The 17,421-nt window shown below is 69.2% G+C and carries 16 protein-coding genes and 2 pseudogenes; 6 read left to right on the top strand and 12 right to left on the bottom strand.

Annotated elements, in window-relative coordinates; translation table 11 throughout:
* Positions 1-56 precede the first annotated feature (56 nt).
* Entirely contained in the window at positions 57-866 is an 810-nt protein-coding gene (locus tag ACLQ2R_RS18825; protein WP_425961182.1) for a maleylpyruvate isomerase family mycothiol-dependent enzyme, read from the top strand.
* Positions 867-951: 85 nt separating this feature from the next.
* Here ACLQ2R_RS18825 and ACLQ2R_RS18820 read toward each other — a convergent pair whose 3' ends face one another.
* A complete protein-coding gene (locus tag ACLQ2R_RS18820; protein ID WP_425961181.1) occupies positions 952-1,755 on the bottom strand; it encodes a siderophore-interacting protein in 804 nt (267 codons plus the stop codon).
* A gap of 156 nt (positions 1,756-1,911) precedes the next feature.
* Between ACLQ2R_RS18820 and ACLQ2R_RS18815 the strand changes: the two genes are divergently transcribed.
* Positions 1,912-2,529 (top strand): TetR/AcrR family transcriptional regulator, encoded by a 618-nt coding sequence (locus ACLQ2R_RS18815; protein WP_425961180.1) that lies wholly within the window; start codon positions 1,912-1,914, stop codon positions 2,527-2,529.
* Here ACLQ2R_RS18815 and ACLQ2R_RS18810 read toward each other — a convergent pair.
* The 3 genes from ACLQ2R_RS18810 to ACLQ2R_RS18800 are packed head-to-tail and all read right to left on the bottom strand — an operon-like array spanning position 2,519 to position 4,544.
* Complete coding sequence (locus ACLQ2R_RS18810) at positions 2,519-2,719, bottom strand: hypothetical protein (RefSeq protein ID WP_425961178.1); 201 nt, start codon at positions 2,717-2,719, stop codon at positions 2,519-2,521. The two genes, ACLQ2R_RS18815 and ACLQ2R_RS18810, sit on opposite strands and share 11 nt — an antisense overlap.
* Positions 2,720-2,778: 59 nt before the next feature.
* Positions 2,779-3,432 (bottom strand): response regulator, encoded by a 654-nt coding sequence (locus ACLQ2R_RS18805; RefSeq protein WP_425961176.1) that lies wholly within the window; start codon positions 3,430-3,432, stop codon positions 2,779-2,781.
* The gene (locus ACLQ2R_RS18800; protein ID WP_425961175.1) at positions 3,429-4,544 is read right to left on the bottom strand and encodes a sensor histidine kinase; all 1,116 of its coding nucleotides are present in this window, start codon (positions 4,542-4,544) and stop codon (positions 3,429-3,431) included. Before ACLQ2R_RS18800 ends, ACLQ2R_RS18805 begins: the two co-directional genes overlap by 4 nt.
* A 108-nt stretch (positions 4,545-4,652) precedes the next feature.
* On the opposite strand from ACLQ2R_RS18800, the gene ACLQ2R_RS18795 reads away from it, so the two are divergent.
* A complete protein-coding gene (locus ACLQ2R_RS18795) occupies positions 4,653-5,045 on the top strand; it encodes a hypothetical protein (RefSeq protein WP_425961174.1) in 393 nt (130 codons plus the stop codon).
* A pseudogene (locus ACLQ2R_RS18790) lies at positions 5,042-5,524 on the top strand (DUF2306 domain-containing protein); the annotation flags it as partial. The gene ACLQ2R_RS18795 and the pseudogene ACLQ2R_RS18790, both read left to right, overlap by 4 nt.
* Before the next feature lie 176 nt (positions 5,525-5,700).
* Here the strand turns inward: ACLQ2R_RS18790 and ACLQ2R_RS18785 are convergent.
* The 3 genes from ACLQ2R_RS18785 to ACLQ2R_RS18775 form a co-directional block, all read right to left on the bottom strand.
* Positions 5,701-6,303 (bottom strand): TetR/AcrR family transcriptional regulator, encoded by a 603-nt coding sequence (locus ACLQ2R_RS18785; protein WP_425961173.1) that lies wholly within the window; start codon positions 6,301-6,303, stop codon positions 5,701-5,703.
* Complete coding sequence (locus ACLQ2R_RS18780) at positions 6,296-7,132, bottom strand: alpha/beta fold hydrolase (protein ID WP_425961171.1); 837 nt, start codon at positions 7,130-7,132, stop codon at positions 6,296-6,298. The genes ACLQ2R_RS18785 and ACLQ2R_RS18780 overlap by 8 nt, the downstream gene beginning before the upstream one ends.
* Positions 7,133-7,335: 203 nt before the next feature.
* Positions 7,336-7,710, bottom strand: a complete 375-nt coding sequence (locus ACLQ2R_RS18775) for a nuclear transport factor 2 family protein (protein ID WP_425961170.1) — start codon at positions 7,708-7,710, stop codon at positions 7,336-7,338.
* A 69-nt stretch (positions 7,711-7,779) separates the two neighbouring features.
* Between ACLQ2R_RS18775 and ACLQ2R_RS18770 the strand changes: the two genes are divergently transcribed.
* Entirely contained in the window at positions 7,780-8,373 is a 594-nt protein-coding gene (locus tag ACLQ2R_RS18770; RefSeq protein WP_425961168.1) for a TetR/AcrR family transcriptional regulator, read from the top strand.
* A 62-nt stretch (positions 8,374-8,435) separates the two neighbouring features.
* Here ACLQ2R_RS18770 and ACLQ2R_RS18765 read toward each other — a convergent pair whose 3' ends face one another.
* Positions 8,436-9,518, bottom strand: a complete 1,083-nt coding sequence (locus ACLQ2R_RS18765) for a CU044_5270 family protein (RefSeq protein ID WP_425961167.1) — start codon at positions 9,516-9,518, stop codon at positions 8,436-8,438.
* The gene (locus tag ACLQ2R_RS18760; RefSeq protein ID WP_425961165.1) at positions 9,515-10,027 is read right to left on the bottom strand and encodes an RNA polymerase sigma factor; all 513 of its coding nucleotides are present in this window, start codon (positions 10,025-10,027) and stop codon (positions 9,515-9,517) included. The genes ACLQ2R_RS18765 and ACLQ2R_RS18760 overlap by 4 nt, the downstream gene beginning before the upstream one ends.
* Before the next feature lie 190 nt (positions 10,028-10,217).
* On the opposite strand from ACLQ2R_RS18760, the pseudogene ACLQ2R_RS18755 reads away from it, so the two are divergent.
* Positions 10,218-10,730, top strand: a pseudogene (locus ACLQ2R_RS18755) (DUF6461 domain-containing protein); the annotation flags it as partial.
* Positions 10,731-11,369: 639 nt separating this feature from the next.
* Here the strand turns inward: ACLQ2R_RS18755 and ACLQ2R_RS18750 are convergent.
* From ACLQ2R_RS18750 to ACLQ2R_RS18740, 3 genes are read right to left on the bottom strand one after another with little or no spacing between them, the layout of a single operon-like run.
* Entirely contained in the window at positions 11,370-11,852 is a 483-nt protein-coding gene (locus ACLQ2R_RS18750; RefSeq protein ID WP_425961164.1) for a hypothetical protein, read from the bottom strand.
* 45 nt (positions 11,853-11,897) lie between these two features.
* Positions 11,898-12,380 (bottom strand): hypothetical protein, encoded by a 483-nt coding sequence (locus ACLQ2R_RS18745; RefSeq protein WP_425961163.1) that lies wholly within the window; start codon positions 12,378-12,380, stop codon positions 11,898-11,900.
* Positions 12,377-17,329, bottom strand: a complete 4,953-nt coding sequence (locus ACLQ2R_RS18740; protein ID WP_425961162.1) for a polymorphic toxin-type HINT domain-containing protein — start codon at positions 17,327-17,329, stop codon at positions 12,377-12,379. The genes ACLQ2R_RS18745 and ACLQ2R_RS18740 overlap by 4 nt, the downstream gene beginning before the upstream one ends.
* Positions 17,330-17,421 lie beyond the last annotated feature (92 nt).

Genomic DNA, 17,421 nt, shown 5'->3' with positions numbered 1-17,421 from the left:
GCACCCGGCCGGTCCACCCGGCCGCCGCGTCCCGCGTCCACCCCGTCAGGAGCACCATGACCACCCTCGCCGACAGGACCATCGCGGCCCTGCGCACCACCCACGACGAGCTGACCGCCCTCGTCCGCGATCTGGACGCGCCCGATCTCACCCGTACCTCGGGCTGCTCGGAGTGGACCGTCGCCCAGGTGCTCAGCCACCTCGGCAGCGGCGCGGAGATCGGCCTGGAGACGCTGCGCGCGGCGCAGGAGGGCCGGGAGGCCCCCGGCTCGGACTTCATGAACGGGGTCTGGGACCGCTGGAACGCCAAGGGCCCCAAGGAGCAGGCCGAGGACTTCGCGACCGCGGACGCCGAGATCGTCTCCGCGTACGAGAGCCTGGACGCGGGCGCCCGCGAGGAACTGCGGATCAAGCTGGGCTTCCTGCCCGAGCCCGGCGACGTCGCGCTGGTGGCCGGGATGCGCCTGAACGAGACCGCCCTGCACACCTGGGACGTGCGCGTCGCCTTCGACCCGGGGGCCGCCGTCGCGCCGGAGGCGGCCGGGGTGCTGACCGACCTGCACGCCGGGCCGCTCGGTTTCCTGACCGGTTTCATCGCCAGGTCCGACGCGCTGGACCCGCGCCTGGCCACCACGCTGCGGGTCGAGACCACCGATCCTGAGCGGAGGCTGGGCCTGATCCTCGGCGAGACCGTCGGCTTCAGCGAGGCCCCCGAGGACGCCGACGTCGTCCTGTCGCTGCCCGCCGAGGCGTGGATCCGCCTGCTCACCGGCAGGCTGGCGCCCGAGAACACCCCGGCGACGGTGACGGTCATCGGCGACGGGGTCACCCTGGACCACCTGCGCCGGGTGTTCCCGGGCTTCTGAGCCCGTACGCGCCGGGGCTCCCCGCGGCGCGGTCCTCCACACGGCCGTCGTCCCGCGCCGAGGGTCCCGTCGCGCGCGCCGGGCGTCAGCCGGGGCTCGACCGCCCGTGCCGCCAGTACCCGAGGAACGCGATGTCGGACTTCGGCACGCCCCGGTCGTTCACCAGGTGGCGGCGCAGGCCGGTGGGCAGCCTGGCCTCGCCCGCGACCCAGGTGTAGAAGCGGCCCGGCCGCAGCGGGGAGCGCCTGACCGCCTCCAGGGCCAGCGTTCCCGGCAGGCCGTCCGCGCCGTCGCGGGCCAGCCAGTGCACGCGTACCCCCTCGGGGGCGACGACGTCCGGCCGGATGTCCTCCGTCCGCGGCACCTCCAGGAAGACCTCCGCGGCCAGCGACGCGGGGGCGTGCTCCAGGATGGCCAGGATCGCCGGCACGGCGCTCTCCTCCCCCACCAGCAACTGCCAGGACGCCCCGGCCGGCGGCAGGTAGCTCACCCCCATGTCGAAGATGCCCGCCGGCGATCCCGGCCGGGCGCTGCGGGCCCAGGAGGAGGCCGGGGCGTCGCCGTGCAGGGCGAACTCGATGTCCACCTCGCCGAGTTCCGGCCGGACCCGCCTGATCGTGAAGTTGCGCACCCAGGGGCGGCGTGACCTGGGCATCAGGAGCAGCTCCGCCATCCACGCCTCGTTGGAGAAGGTGGGCATCCGCAGCCGGTCCTGCCCGTCGCGGGGGAAGAACAGCCGCACGGTCTGGTCGTCTCCGGTGGGTCTCAGGTGTTCCAGCTCGGGGCCGCCGAGGGTGACGGTCGTGAAGCCGGGGCTCAGCGCGGTGTTCGCGAGCACCTCCAGCGTGATCATTCTGCGTGTCTCGGGGGCGCGTACCTTGGGCAGCATGTCGTTCCTCATCGGGTTCGGCCGGTCGGCGGCGGTATGAGCCGAGCAACTGCTCCCACGACGACTCTTTCCTACTTCTCCGCAGCTCAGGGCAGTATTATGAGCAATTATTCACATCGCGCGCCACTCGCTTTCCGGCGCCGTCCAGGAGGTGTCATGACGTCCGACGAACGCCGGCTCCGCCCACGTAAACAGCCACGCCAACCCCGGGCCGAGATCACCCGGCAGCGCATCCTCACGGCGGCTGCTCACGTTTTCGCCGAGCACGGCTACGCCTCGGGCACCACCAACCGGATCGCCGAACGGGCCCGGATCTCGATCGGCTCGCTGTACCAGTACTACCCGAACAAGGACGCGATCCTGGTGGAGCTGCTGGCCGCGCACCTCGACGCCGGGATGGCCGCCGTCGAGCACCACCAGGGCGAGGAGCCGCCCGACTCCCTGGAGGGGATCGTCCGCGTCTTCGTACGGGCGGCGATCGAGAACCACCTCGACGATCCGCAGCTGCTGCGCGTGATGGTCGAGCAGGCCCCCCGCTCCGGCGCGCTGCTGGAGAGGATCTCCCGGCACGAGAGGGTCCTGGTCACCTCCATGCGGGACCTGCTGGACCATCACCCCGAGGTGCGGGTCGAGGACACGCACACCGCGGCCCGGCTCGCCGTCTCCACGGTCGAGCTCGTCGTCCACCAGCTCATCGCCGCCCCCGACCCCGTCGACCTCTCCCGGCTGGAGAACGAGCTCACGGCCATGCTCACCCTCTACCTCACGGCCTGACGGGACGACCCGCACCGGGTTTCCCCCGCCCCCTGGACCGGTCGCGGGGACCGGCTCCCTGGACCCGCACCGGCCGCTCCTGCCAGGGCACCGAACCCGTGTCGTCGGTGAAGGCGCCGGTGACGACGCCGAGGACATCGGTGTCGAAGATCCGGCGGATGACGTCGAGGATCGCGGAGCGGGGCCTCACCTCATCGCGCCACGAGGGGTCGTCCGGCCGGACCGTCGAGATCGTTCAGCGGCCACGTCTCAGTCGACGAGCCCGGACCGGTAGGCGAACACGACGAGTTGCGCGCGGTCGCGGGCGCCGAGCTTGACCATGGCGCGGCTCACGTGCGTGCGGGCGGTGGCGGTGCTGATGCGAAGGCGCCTGCCGATCTCGTCGTTGGCGAGTCCCTCCGCGGCGAGCACCACGGCCTCGCGTTCCCGATCGGTGAGGGTGTGCAGTTGCGGGTGGGGAAGCCTCGTGCGGGGCCGGAGCGTGACGAACTCCCGAAGCAGTGTGCGGGTGACCGACGGTGACATCAGCGCGCCGCCGTCGGCGACGGTGCGGATGGCGCGGAGAAGCTCCGCCGGCGCGGTGTCCTTGAGCAGGAAGCCGCTCGCTCCGTTCCGCAGGGCGTCGAAGACGTACCGGTCGTGTTCGAAGGTGGTGAGCACGATGACGCGTGTCGCGCTCAGCCGGGGGTCGGCGACGATCCTGCGGGTCGCCTCCAGTCCGTCGATACCCGGCATGCGGATGTCCATCAGCACGATGTCCGGTCTGGTGCGGACGGCCGTCGCCACCGTGGCGAGGCCGTCGGCGGCCTCGCCGACGCAGGTGAGGCCGTCCTCTTCGGCGATGAGGGCGCGCAGCCCGAGCCGGACGAGTTCCTGGTCGTCGGCGATCAGGACGCCGATCATGTGCCGCCCCCGGTGGGAAGCCGCGCGCGGACCTCGAACCGCCGGGCCACCGGCCCGGCGGCGAAGTCACCGCCCAGCGCCTCCACCCGTGCCCGCATCCCGCTGATGCCGGTGCCGGTGCCGGTGCCGGGTGCGGGCGTGCCGGTGATCGGGTTCGCGACCGTGATCGTGACACTGTCGGCGGTGTACCGGACAGTGACGTCGGCCCGCTCGCAGCGTCCGTGCCGCAACACGTTCGTGAGCGATTCCTGCACGATGCGATACCCGGCCAGGTCGACCTGCGGGGAAACGGCGCCGAAACGCGTCCCCGTGGTGTCGACGCGTACCGTCACGCCCGCGTCGGCCATCCGCCGGCGCAGGTCGTTCAGGCGGCCGAGACCGGCGACGGGGGCGCGGTCGTCGCCGTCGGCGTGCCGCACGGCGGCCAGTGTGGTGCGCAGTTCGTCGAGCGCCTGCCCGCTGCTCCGGCTGATCGCCTCCAGTGCCACCCGAGCCTGGCCGGGCCGCCGGGACATGACGTGCAGGGCGACATCGGCCTGCATCTTGATGGCGGCCAGGCCGTGCCCGACGACGTCGTGGACCTCCTGGGCGACGCGGAGACGCTCGTCGCTCAGCCCCTGCCGTATCGCCTCGGCCCGTGCCCGCCGGTCGGCCTGGTGCCGCAGGCGCAGGCTGTGTCCCAGGGCGCCGGGAACGGCCACCCACGCGGCCGTCGGCACCACGCCCAGCCATCCCAGCGCGCGGTCGGAGGTGAGCAGGTGGACCAGGAGCAGCGTCGACGTCGCCGCCGCGCACCAGACGAAGGCCCGGGGAGGAGTGTGCCTGGCCGCGCTGTACACCGCGATCATGAGCACGAGAATGACTGGACCGTAGGCGTAGCCCAGCGCGAGGTACACGCCGGTGCAGACCGCCGCGGTCGTCAGCGTCACGAGCGGCCGACGCCGGCGCGCCGCCAGGCCGAGCGCCGCGATCACCACCAGGACATGGCCCGGCGTGCCCATCGGCACCGACGGACGGCCGACCTCGTCGGCCACGGCGCTGCCGGCGACGGCGGCTGCGGCGAGCAGGGCGGCCGCGCCCAGGTCCGCCGCGGAGGAACGGATCCACCCCATCCGGTCATCCTCGCAGGACGGCGACCGTGCCGCGTACGCGATTCTGCGTACGACCGCCGCCGCGATCGAGCCGATGCCGGCGCCGCCGCGCCCCGGCATGCTGCGTCGATGACCAATCGTGTGACAACCACGTCGACCACACCCCGCAGGCTCACGGTCTGCGGGCTCGCCACGGGCGCCGCCGGCATCGCGATGCTGTGGGCGTCAGGGGTCGAGTTCCCGTTCTACCCGCCGCCGGGTCTGCTGATCCTGGCGGGCGGCGCCGCGTTCGTCGGTCTGGTGAGGCGTTTCTGGGCGCCGGGCGTCGGCGCGTTCCTGGGCCTGTTCGTGATCGTCGGGTTCGTCCTGTCCAGCGTGGTCAGCGGGGCCGGCATCGGTTACCTGACCGGCGACGCGGGCGTCGGCGGGGTGATCGGCACCGTGACACAGCTGGCCGGTGTCGTCGTCGCCCTGGCGGCCGGTTCGATCGCCGTCGGACGGGAACGCCGGGCCGGGCGATGACCCTGCCGCGCCCACGAGGCGCATGGCCGATGTTCGCCGCCGCGCTCGTCGTCGGGGTCGTCCTCCTCGGCCCGTACCTGGGGCTCGACATCGACGACAGCCGCCTGGAGGTGGGCGGGACCCTGCACTACCGCATGCTCGTGGCGCACATCTTCACGGCCGCGGTCGCCATCGTGCTCGGACCGCTGCAGTTCATGCCCGGGGTGCGGGCGCGCCGGACCCTGCACCGTACGATCGGCCGGGTCTACCTCGTCGCCGGAGTCCTGCCCTCCGCGGTGACCGCGATCCCGGTCGCGTTGTGGTCCGGCCGCGTCGTGACCCAGATCGGTCTCACCACCGCGGCCGTCCTGTGGCTGATCACCGGTGGGCTCGCCTGCCGTGCCGCCCGCCGCCGGGACTTCGCCGGCCACCGGGACTGGATGACGCGCAACTACGCGCTGACGTTCCTCGCCGTCACCTCGCGTGTCCTCACCCCGCTGCTGCTCCTGGCCCAGGTTCCGTTCGTCCCCGGTGACGCCGGACCGATCGGGGAACGCGTTGGGTCCCTGATCCCGATCGGCCAGACCCTCGGCTGGATCGTCGACCTCGTCGTGGCGGAGAGCATCATCAGGCGCCGCCGGCGGAACGGCCACCACACCGGATCGTCAGGCACGCCTCAGGGCGCCGCGGCGGGTGCGGCCGCCGCCGGCCGCGTTCCCAGGGCGCTCAGGCCCCGGTCGACGAAGGCGATCAGCCACTCGAAGCTCTCGTCGACGTCGGCGCTCCACTGGAAACCGCCGTTCACCTGCAGCGTGGCGAAGCCGTGGAAGAGGCTGCGGAGCATGCGCAGGGCGTGGTCCATCTCCGACTCCCCGATCTCGTAGCCGCGCAGGACCGCCGTGAACGCGCCCAGCGCGCGCCGGCTCTCGGTGGCCAGCGGGTCGTCCGGGCCGGACGGTTCCACGCCGATCGTCGCGGCGTACCGGCCGGGGTGCTCCAGGACGAAGGCGCGGAAGGCGCGCGCCGCGGCCTCCAGGGCGTCGCGGCCCGCGTACCCCTGGACCGCGCCGCCGATGGCCTCGGCGGCCTCGCCCAGCGCCAGGACCGCGATGCGCCGGGTGAGGTCCTCCAGGCCGTCCACGTGCTTGTACAGGGACGGGGGGCGCACCCCCAGCCGCTCGGCCAGCGACCCCATCGTCAGTCCGGCGAGACCCACCTCGTCGGCGAGGGCGGCTCCGGCCGCGACCACGGCCGCCGGGTCCAGGCCGGCCCTAGGCACGGAAGGTGTCCGAGCGGAGGAAGTCCAGCACGAGCTCGGTCACCCGCTCGGGGAACTGGTCGTGCGGGTAGTGCCCGGCGCCCTCGATCATCTCCAGCCGTCCGAGGCCGGACGGCAGGGCGCCGACGATCGCCTCACCCTCGGCGCGCGGGTCGGCCCAGTCGGGGTCGAGCGTGCCCATCACGACCAGGACCGGGCAGCGGACATTGCCGAGCCGCGCGCCGGCGTCGGCCGGGGTGCCCCCGCCCATGCCCCGCAGGGCCTTCATCCGGCCCGGCTCGCGCAGCAGGGAGTCGACGCGGTCGAGCCGGCCGGCCCAGCCGGCCGGCTTCGTCCCGGGGTAGGCCACGTCGAGGTAGGAGCGCCACAGCGGCACGCTGCCGAACGCGGTCGCGCCGGCCAGCCGCAGCATGCCCCGCCGGAAGCGCTTCACCCGCAGGTCGCCGAGGCTGATCGACTGCTTGCGGGTGAAGGGCGCCAGCTCGACGACCGCGATGACCAGCGAGGGCTCCGCCGCCGCGGCGATCGTGGCGGCGCCGCCGGAGATCGAGTGGCCGACGAGCACGGCCGGGCCGCCCAGGTGGCGGATCACGGCGAGCAGGTCACCGGCGATGTCGGTACGGCTCCAGGACGGCCAGTCGACGCTGGACTCGCCGCAGCCGCGCAGGTCGACCGCGGCGACCCGGTACCCCGCCGCCACCAGTTCCGGGATCACGCCGTGGTACGCGGCCCGGCTGTCTCCCATGCCGTGCGCGAGGACGATCAGCGGCCCGGACCCCGTCACCTCGTACGCGATCGTGCCGCCGTCGACGGCGAGGTGTTCGGTCACGACATCCTCCAGGTTTGGCTAACTCGATTAGCTAAAAGCTACTCTCATTAGCCAAACCTGTCAACGACGCCCCCCGGCAACGGCCACGAGGAGGGGCAGGGCGCCTTCCGGAACGCGACGGCCCGCCCCGGTCAGCCCGCGCGACCCGCCACACCACCCCCCCTTTCCCGCCTGCCGGGGTCGGCGCTCCCGCTCCTGCGGATCTACTCGGACGGGATCGGCCGGGTGATCTGGACCGCGCGGCGCAACCGGCCGTCGGCGGCCAGCTCCCCGAACATGTAGATCTCGGTGACGACGGCGCCGCCCTTGCGCATCTCCGCGACGAGCCGGTACCGGGCGGCGACCTGGTCACCGTCCACCAGCGCCTGCTCCACCTCGACACGGACACCGGCGACCCGCTTGCGGGCCGGCCGCATGTGGTCGAGCAGCCGCTGCCGGTCCAGCCGCACACCGTCGTTGACCATCTCGTAGTCCGGCGTGTGATAGCGGTCCAGCACGGTCGCCGGATCCTCCTCCCCCAGCCCCGCCTCCCGCGGGTAGCGGGTCAGGTAGCCGGACAGATCGGCGCGAGGCGTCATGCGATCTCCCTGGGTCGTCTTATCTTTGACATCGTGTCCACGATAACGTCGGCTGATAGATTGGACAACGTGTCAGAGATAACGGGTGCCCGGCGCCGCCGGCGGCGTTCGGACGCCGAGCGCAGCGCCGCCGCCGTGCTGGACGCCGCCGTCCGGGTGCTCGGCCGGCATCCGGACGCGACGGTGGAGGAGGTCGCCGCAGCGGCGGGTGTCACCCGCCAGACCGTGTACGCCCACTACCCGTCCCGGCCGCTGCTGGTGGCCGCGGTCGTCGACCGCATCACCGCCGAGGTCGTCGCGGCCCTCGACACCGACATGGAGAGCGGCACCGCCCTGGAGGCGCTGCTGCGCTGGCTGGACGTCATCTGGCGGCTGATGGACCGGTACCCGCTGCTCCTGCACCCCTCGGTGACCGCCGTCGACCCGGCGGACTCCGACCGCCTGCACGCCCCGGTCACCGAGGGCCTGGAGAAGCTGATCAGGCGCGGCCGGGCCGACGGCGAGTTCGACGGCGTCCTCGACCCGGCCTGGCTGATCTCCGCGACCATCGCCCTCGGTCACGCGGCCGGCGGCGAGGTCGCCGCCGGCCGCATGACCACCGACCAGGCGGCGACGGCGCTCCGCCACAGCATCGTGCGCGTGTACGGCGCCCGCGAACCCTGATCGGCGACGCCCCCGGGCACCGGATCGGACGCCTGGACGAGAACGCGCTCAGCCGCCGGGGCTCACCCGGCCGAGGGCGGGGACGGCCTGGTGTCGGTCCAGCCCGACTCCAGCACCACCCTGTCTCCGCTCTTGTCGCGCGGCAGGCCGATGGAACCGACCGACAGCACCTTGGAGGTGGCGGGGTCGATGATCAGCCTGCTCCTGGTGCCTCGCTCCGGCTGGATCGGGAAGGTCACGGCGATGCCCCGCCGCCCCCGCGAGTCGGTGGCCGGGCCCTCGGCCCGTACCCCGGGCAGCGTCGCCATCGCCCGGTAGGCGGCGCTGCGCACCTGCGGGGAGGCGGGCAGCTGGTACAGGAGCGAGGCCAGGGTCTCCGGCAGGCCCTCCTCCGCCGGGGTGACGAGGTCGGCGTCCCTGCGGATCGCCCGCAGGGCCCGCTTCTTCAGCGCCTCGGGGTCGGCGGGCAGCGCCTCGATCTGCTTCAGGGTCATGGGCATGGCACTCCAGTAGATCTTCGCCCATCTCTTGTTCCGCGAGAGCCTGCCCTCGCCGGGCGAGACGGAGAAGGGAGGGGCGGGGTCCCTGCCCATCGCCCACTCGGTCGGTGAGCCGTCCCGCCGCCATGCCTCCAGGTCCAGCGGACGCGAGGCCAGCTGCCTGAAGCCGTCCCAGCTACGACCGTCCTTGGCCACCCAGGTCTCCGTCACGTGGGAGAGCTCCAGATCGTAGGAGATGCCGTTCTCGCCGAACGTCCAGAACAGCCGATGCGTGTACTGCTCCTTGAGGCGCCAGTAGGTCCCCTCGGGGGCGGCCTCGGCCTTGGCCGCGGCGGCCAGCAGGACCGAGGTCCCCGACAGCTCGGCGCCACCGGGTACGGCCGTCGGAGAGGGCCCTCCGAGGGGAACGAGCTGGCCGACGAGGAGTGCCGACGCGGCCGCGACCAGCCCGGCGGCGCCGATCCGCCACGACAGGCGCCGCCGGGCCGCCAGGACCGAGCGTGTCCGGGTCCGGGTCCGGGTGCGGGTGCCGGGCTCGATCCGGGTCATCACGATCTCCTCGCGCAGTTCGCGCGCGCCGGGCCCCTGATCCGGCGCGTGCGGCGCGAGGTCGATGGCCTTCACCAGGTCGTCGATGTCACTCATGCTTCTCCCGTCGCGGTCGTCAAGGACGCCTGCCGCTCCAGCACCGCCGCCAGCCGTCTGCGCGCCCGGCGCAGCCGGGTCCGTGCGGCGATGGCCGTGCATCCCACGACCTTGGCGATCCGCTCGCTGGTCAGTTCCTCCCAGCAGGCCAGCGCCAGGACCTCGCGGTCACGCTCGGGCAGCTCGTCGAAGGCGGCGCGGACATGGTCCAGCTCGACCGGCCCGGCCGGCCGCCCGACGGCCAGTTCCTTGCGCAGCCGCTCGGCGAGCACGGCCCTGCGGACGGCGCCGCGCCGCTGGTTGGCCAGCACGCGGCGAGCCACCCCGTACAGCCACAGCAACGCCTCCTCGCCCTCGGGCACGTCGTCGATGCGCCGCCAGGCGGTGAGGAAGGTCTCGGAGATGACGTCGGCCGTGTCGTCGGGAGAACCGGCGCGGCGGGCGGCGTACTGGTGTATCGCCGGGTAGTACGCGTCATAGACCGCCTCGAAGCGATCTCGGTGGGTCACACGATCTCCTTGCCGAAAGGTGCCGGACGCCTGTTCATGTCCGGCACCTTCGGAACTGTGACACCTCACCGCGAACAGCCCGCGTTGTCCGCTTGTCGTCGCCTGTCGGTGGCGGCTGGCAGCATGACGACATGATCATGCACCCCCCGACGTCTCCTGGCTCCGCGGCGAATACGGAGAGGAGTGCTACAGCTTCATCTACGTCCGCGCCACGCCTCAACGGGTGATCGCCCGCCTCGGTGGCCGCTGGGAGGACTTCACGCCGGGCCCCTTCCCCGACGACCCGGATCAGTACCCACGCCATGGGGAGCCTCTCGGCGTCACCTCCATCGGCGACTGGACGTTCGTCTTCGACCCCGACTGGCTCGGCACCCGCGAAGACGTGATCACCGAACTCTCCCGGGGCACCCGCCTCGTCTCCCAGATGGCACTCGGCATCGAGGACACGGACTACTTCTATTGGTGCGAGGACGGCGAGATCAGGTTCGCCTGGGGCGGCGACGACGGATACCTGATGGAGATTCCGGACGAACTCGTGGACACGGTGGCGAAGATCGACAGGTTCTATCCGTCGTATCCCCGGCTCTACAGAGGGCCGGCGTTCCTGCTCGTCGAGCACCTGACCGGGATCATGGTGACGGAGCGACTGCTGAAGGACTCCACGTTCAGGTGGGGCGTCGTCCCGGAACCACCCGCGTCGTGACACCGGCGGGCATTTCCCTTTTCGCCCTGCCTTGCCCCGTCCAGCCACCTCGACAAGAAGGAGCAGACCGTGAACGGCACCGTCTCCCACGGCCTCGCCCTGGCCGACGTCGATCGGGCCGACCTGGCGGCACGGGCCCGATAGACCCTCGACCACGAACGGCGGCGAACCGGCACAGCCGACCGCCTCCCCCGGCATAGCCGCAGGGCGACGGTCAGGCCACTCCCCTTTCCCTTCTCGGCCCCCGTCCTCGCTTCGCCCGGGTCCGGGCCGTGACACGTCAGGCCCCACCCGCGGGCCCGCCGACGTACGTCTTAACTCGGCACACCCAAACGCCTGCGACTGCGCCTGTTCACCGTCGCCGGACGCCTGGGCCACGGCGGCCGACGGCTCCGGCTCCGCATCACCGCCCGACGACCTGGGCAACGCAGATCATCACCGCTGCCACCCGCCTGCAAGCCGTACCGGCGCCGCCTTGACCAGCATCAAGCCGTTCCAACGACCAAGAAAGGACACCCACGGGCTCGTGGAACCCCGCCCACCCGGCGCGACAGCCGGGCCACCACGCTGACCAGGACGCGAAATCAACCCTCACCCGAATTTCTCAACCGACAACACGAAGATCACGAAAGATCGAGGCTAGCGTCTCCGCGCCGAGTTCATAGCCCACGAACCGGTGAAAAAGTATTCAATCTGCAGATTTGCCTTCGTGTCTGAAAGACCGACAGCCTCTGTCATCGAGAGCAGGTTGTGTACACACCTGACGAATCTCTGAACGTCTGATTGGAGAAGGGCGTCGAGTCCTTCGATCAGCACGGCGAGAGGCGGCTCGCTCTCCGCCGTTTTCAGGTCCCGGAGCCGGTCTTTGTAAGCGGCCCAGTTCCCCGCACCGGACTCAGAGAAACCAAGCCTCCCGCTGAGCTCGATCAACAACGCCTCCTCGGAATCCGCCGCACCCCGAGGAAAATCCACCCGCACCACCCGGAACCCCGACTCCGAAAGATCTCCGACCAGAGCCCCCACCTTCGAAACATCTACAAGAAATGGTCGGGAACGCAGCCACGAAATACGCCCCACCACGTCGACCCACAGCTTCGAAGCCTTCGGCGTATCAGCGTTCACCAGTGCGGCCCCCTGTTGGAGTCTTCATCTTTATACCTTCCGGGGTCATGGCTGTTTTTCTTGATCCAGGGCCCATCGACCGGTGAAAAAATATTCGATTTGAAGACCTGTTTCAGCGTCTGCCGGATCGGCTGCTTCTGTCATCGAGAGCAGGTTGTGTACACACCTGACGAATCTCTGAACGTCTGATTGGAGAAGGGCGTCGAGTCCTTCGATCAGCACGGCGAGAGGCGGCTCGCTCTCCGCCGTTTGTAGATCCCAGAGCCGGTCATTGTAAGCGGCCCAGCTCCCCGCACCGGACTCAGAGAAACCAAGCCTCCCGCTGAGCTCGATCAACAACGCCTCCTCGGAATCCGCCGCACCCCGAGGAAAATCCACCCGCACCACCCGGAACCCCGACTCCGAAAGATCTCCGACCAGAGCCCCCACCTTCGAAACATCTACAAGAAATGGTCGGGAACGCAGCCACGAAATACGCCCCACCACGTCGACCCACAGCTTCGAAGCCTTCGGCGTATCAGCGTTCACCAGTGCGGCCCCCTGAGCTGAACGAAACCATCCTTATAATGGTTAGTATACCATATTTCGCCCCGCCCTCCGTATACCAGTCGCCCGTCCGCCCTCTTACCGCCAGGTGGCGTAGGCAGGATATCCATTTCTGTGTAGTAGTTTTCCGAGGCGGGTGGCAAACCTTCCCCACCGTAAATACCAGGCTTTTTACGGGTCCCCCCCTGCCTGACCCCCGGGGGCAATGTCCCATCCTTGTCTATCGACCTGATGACGTTCTCGGCGGCGGGCCTAAGGTGTTCCGGGACGCCATCATAATTCACGTGCGGGCAAGGACCGCCAGAGTTATGCACCAAAACCGGCGCAATACCAGCGAATACATAGTATGTAGCGATATCGGCAACGGTTAGGTTATGAACGTTCTGTTTTTTGGTAAGCTGAACCTTGACAGAGGAAACCTGCGCAAATGTGCCAGAGCCGGTACGGAGCCACATGCCCGGCTTGAGTTGATCGGCATCGACCCAGCGGCGCTCGAATTCAACCCAGAACGGGTGTTGGTCAGTCGCTAGAACTGCCCTCGTCTTGCCGGGCTTGCCGTCGTCGGTGATTACGCTGATTCGCACAAGCCGCTTTTCGCCTGTGCTGCCGATAAGAGCTGTTATGGACTTGGCTTCGGTCTTGCCGGTGTGCGGGTCTGTCGCAAGGACTTTTTCGCCGACCTTGATCTTTTCGATCGACTTGGAAGAGCCATCGGCCATAAGCACCTTGGTGCCAGGCACAAAACTGCTACATTCCGAGTCCCTACGTTTCGAGCTTTTCGACCCATTCGAGCTACGCCGGGCGCCAAGCCGGGCTGCTAAAAGGTCCTCAAGAACCCCCTCCCCTTCCCCGACGAGTCCATCTGGACGGGCTTGGCCATCCGAGCACGGCGGCTGGTCACAGCCATAGCGGGCACGGTTTTTCGCATAGTACTCATCTCTGGCAGCCTTCCTCCTGGCCGCCTCTCGCTGAGAGATCTTCTGCTCTTGGCTCGCTTTCCTCTGAGACTCTGCATATGTCTTTTGTTGACGCTTATTGCGCTTCGCCTCGCCCTTCTCGGACTTGCGGGCGAGTTTTTCGTATTTCTTCTTCTCCGCTTTGGTTTTGGCCTTGTCGGCCAGCCGGCGCAAGCCACCGGCGCGCTGAGGACAGTAATCCGGACGGCATAGGCCGCTAGGGTCGGATTGGCCGATCGGGTCGTCGCCGGCGTAGGCGTAGGGATTGAATGAGGCTGGGATCAGCGAGTTGAACACCGGGTCGGGGCTGATGAATTTAGCGACGGCCGGGTCGTAGTAGCGCGCTGAGAGGTAGGTCAGGCCGGTGGAGGCGTCTTCGACTTTGCCGAGGAAGCCCCGGTCCGTGAAGGGCAGGTCGTCGTCATCGCGGCGTTTACCGAAGGGGGTGTAGCGCTCGCGGCTGACCTGGCTGGTGGCGTCATTAATGGCGAGCTGATTGCTGCCGTGCAGCCCTTGCAGCATCCAGGTGAGACCAGCAGAGGTGCGCATAGCGATGGTGGAGCCGTCGGCTGCGGCGTAGTAGCGTTTGGCGCTGACCGCTCCGCCGGACAGGGTGAGTTCCATCGCCCCCAGGTACAGGGTGGTCGCGCCGCCGGGGTCGCGGCGGATCAGGCGTTCGCCGGCGGCATCGTAGACCATGGAAGTCTGCTGGCCGTCGACAACAGCTTGGGTGAGCCGACCAAGTTCGTCCCAGTCGAAGGTGGCCTGTTTGCCCGCGGCGGTGCGGCTGGTCATCTGCCCGGCGGCATCGTAGCCGTAGGTGTCGGTGCCGCCGGGCCGGGTGATGGAGGTGACCGCATTCGGACGAACGGTCCCGGTGGGGTAGGTGTAGGTGGCGGCCTGGCCGTCCTCGCTCAGGGAGGTGATGTTGCCGACCGCGTCATAGCTGTAGGTCTGGTTGTAGGGATCCAGTCCCAAGCCGTCGGCGGGGCTCGCGCAAGAGGAGCCGGTGGTGGTGAACGCGGTGCTCAGGCGGCGGCGAGCGTCGTAGGTGTAGCACTCCGACTGTCCGGTGGTGCCGTTCGGGACGGCGGAGGCGGCGTCCAGGATCCGGGTGATCTGGGCGGCGGTGTTGTAGAAGAACTCGTCGTTTTGCGCGGTGACCGGGACGGCGGTGTCGGCCTTGGTCGTGGTGGTGACCCGCTTGAGCAGACCTGTGGCATCATCCCAGGCCAAGGCTCGCTTGAGCTGGCCGTTGGCGCCATGGGTGCGATCGTTCAGACGGGCCGTGGCGGTGTAGGTGGTGTCCTTGACGTAGGTGAAGCCGCCGCCGTGGTTGGAGGTGAGCGTCTTGGGCAGTCCTAAGTCGCTGTAGCCGAAGGTGAGCTCCTCGGCCGTCAGGCCGCCGACGGCAGGCAAGCTCTGTTTGATCAGGTTGCCTGCGGCGTCGTAGCCGGAGGTGAAGGCGTACTCGCCGCCGAGCAAGCCCTCGGTAGCGGGAATGGTCACCTTGGAACCGGTGGGACGGTAGCCGGCGTCATAACCGGCGACAGTTTGGGCGTAGGCCTGGCCGCCGGTATAGCGGATCGCCGCGGTCGGACGACCCTTGGCCAGGGTGTCATAGGTCCATTCGGCGAGCTTGGTACCGATGCTCACCTCTCCAGCCCATTGAGCGGCCCGCCGTCCCAGATCGTCATAGGTGTAGGAGACCTTCTGGTTTTTGCCGTTGATGCTCCAGGTCAGGTTTCCGGCCGCGTCGTAGCCGGAGGAAGAAGCCCCGGTGTCGGGGTCGGTGGCGGCGGTGCGCCGACCCAGCCAGTCGAAGGTGAAGGTGCGGATCTTGCCCTTGGCGTCGGTGATCGTGGTGAGGTTGCCGTCCAAGTCATATGCGTAGGCGGTGTCGTGATGGGCGGTCGCGTCCACCCATTCCTCAACCTTGGACAGCTGACCAGAGGCGTCCAGAACGCTGACGGTTTTGCCCCCCACCGGCGGGACCGTCTCGGTCCGGTCGGCGCCGGGGTAGGTGGTGGTAGTGCGGCGCAGCTCGGTGCCCAGGTGATAATCGACATCGGCGACCGGTCGCTCCAGCCCGTCATAGAGAGTCTTGGACCACTGCGGCAGGCTGGTCAAAACAGGATTCAGCAACCCTGATCCGGCCGTCGAAGCGTTGTGCACCGGATCGGACACTGCCGCCACCAAGCCGCGTTCGTCGTAGGTGGTGACGTTTACCACCCGTCCTCCGGCCGGGGAGGTGGCCTGGGTCTCGCGCTGGCGGCCGAACCCGTCGTCGAAGGTGTGCGAGGTCAGCCATTTCGCGCCGCTGCCGGTGCCCGACAGTAGGCGATTGATCGTGGTCTTGGCCGGGGTGGCGCCGGTCAGCTGGTAAGCGAGGGTCGCGGTGGGCGTGCCGCCGGCGCGCGGCTGGCCCGGCCCCCAAACCTTGGTGGAGCGTCCGAGAGCGTCGTAGTCGACCTCGCTCTTCTTGGTGTTGGCATCAACGACCGACAGGGGGCCGCCGTGAAGGTGGGAGTCCTTGGTGATCGTGGTGTGGCCGAGGGGGTTGGTGACAGTGACCCCGGTGTACGGCCAGCCAACAGCCGGGCTGTAGAGGGTGCTGGTGGTCTTGTTGCGTGGATCAACACTGGTCAGGACGCGGCCGTAGTCGTCATAGGTCGTCTTGGCGGTCGAGATCGTGGTCGCGTTCGCATACGAGCGACTCTCAGTGACGTTGCCGTCGGTGGGTTTGTTGGTGGCTGGGTCGGTGCCGCCGTCATACAGTGTGATCGACTTGCTGACCAGCGTTCCGGCCGCGCACTCGTCCCCGGCCCGTTTCTCTGTCACCGATGGATAGTCGATCATCCACTGGCCGGGGTCGGTGTTGCGGGCGTAGGTGATCGACACACACGAGTTGTCGGTCGTGACGCCGTCCTGGCCGTAGTCGTTGACCTTGTTGGGCAGGCCATCGGCGTTGTAGGCGGTCTTCTCGTCGGTGTAGCGCCACGAACCGCCCGCGAGAAGTTCACGATCGCGCTCACGGGTGGTCAGTACCTTGACCGGATCATGCACCCCGGGACCGGTACCGGTCGCGAGGATGGAGTACTCATACCGTGTTCCGTCGACTTCGGCGAGGACGCGTGGGCTCAGCGTGGTCAGTTTCCATGACTGTTCCTGCAACACCTGTCCTTGCAGAGCACGGGCGTCGCTGACCGTGCCGCCTTCGAAGTTGGTGATGGTGGTTCCCATGCCGCGCAGGAAGGTGGCGGAGGTGACGGTGTAGCCGTTCACGTCGGTGCCCGAGCCCTGGGTGGTGCGCACGGTGGCGTATCCACGCCAGTCGGTCGAGGGCGGTGAGAGGCCGGGCTCGGCGTACTCCACCGGTGAGGCCCAGCCCGGCGCGCCCAGGTATTCGTAGGCGTTGACCATGTCCGGGGAGGCTGCGACCGTGTCTTTTTCGGTGACCTTGGTGACCAGTTGCTTGTAGTACAGCGTCCAGGCCTCGTTGCCGCTCTCGCTCATGTCGATCTTGTAGCAGTCACCGACATGGTCGGCGTGGTAGTTGGTGCCGTCGCGGCCCTTGCCGCCCGAGCATGGATCAGCTTGGCCGTAGGCGACCTCGACGCGCCCGCCCATCCCGTTGGCGATCGCGCCGATCCGCGGCACCATCCGCCACGACAGGTACTGCGTCCAGTCCGAGGCGTCGTCATAGACCATCTTCCCGGCCAGCATCACCGCGTCGAAGTCGGTTGCCGGTAGCGTGGCCGAGCCTCCACCGGCCAGACCGGTGTGCTGGATCGTGTCCAGCCACAGCACCGGGTCATAGGGTGTGCCGAAGTCGGTGCGGGTGTAGACCCACGCGTAACTCAGATCCAGGCGGTCCACCGGATCCCAGCCGCCGCCGGCGTTGAGCGACTCGGTCAGCACCGAGTTCAGCTTGCGGGTGGAGTAGAAGGCCAGCGCCCCGTTGGTACAACCCACCTGGACGGTGCATCTTGAACCGCGCCGGGTTTCGTGGAGACTCGGCTACTTGGTTTCTGCAGCGGTGAGTGCGGCCTGTTGACGACGGTAGT

Source organism: Streptosporangium sp. DT93 (assembly GCF_049844535.1).
In the GTDB taxonomy this organism is placed as follows: domain Bacteria; phylum Actinomycetota; class Actinomycetes; order Streptosporangiales; family Streptosporangiaceae; genus Streptosporangium.
The sequence above is the reverse complement of the archived record's forward strand: the minus strand, read 5'-3'. Positions and strand labels throughout refer to the sequence as shown.

What these genes read in the sequence shown, in the direction of transcription:
- ACLQ2R_RS18825 (WP_425961182.1), top strand. Translation starts at nt 57, where the DNA reads ATGACCACCCTCGCCGACAGGACCATCGCGGCCCTGCGCACCACCCAC.
- ACLQ2R_RS18820 (WP_425961181.1), bottom strand. Translation starts at nt 1,755, where the DNA reads ATGCTGCCCAAGGTACGCGCCCCCGAGACACGCAGAATGATCACGCTG.
- ACLQ2R_RS18815 (WP_425961180.1), top strand. Translation starts at nt 1,912, where the DNA reads ATGACGTCCGACGAACGCCGGCTCCGCCCACGTAAACAGCCACGCCAA.
- ACLQ2R_RS18805 (WP_425961176.1), bottom strand. Translation starts at nt 3,432, where the DNA reads ATGATCGGCGTCCTGATCGCCGACGACCAGGAACTCGTCCGGCTCGGG.
- ACLQ2R_RS18800 (WP_425961175.1), bottom strand. Translation starts at nt 4,544, where the DNA reads ATGGGGTGGATCCGTTCCTCCGCGGCGGACCTGGGCGCGGCCGCCCTG.
- ACLQ2R_RS18795 (WP_425961174.1), top strand. Translation starts at nt 4,653, where the DNA reads ATGACCAATCGTGTGACAACCACGTCGACCACACCCCGCAGGCTCACG.
- ACLQ2R_RS18775 (WP_425961170.1), bottom strand. Translation starts at nt 7,710, where the DNA reads ATGACGCCTCGCGCCGATCTGTCCGGCTACCTGACCCGCTACCCGCGG.
- ACLQ2R_RS18765 (WP_425961167.1), bottom strand. Translation starts at nt 9,518, where the DNA reads ATGAGTGACATCGACGACCTGGTGAAGGCCATCGACCTCGCGCCGCAC.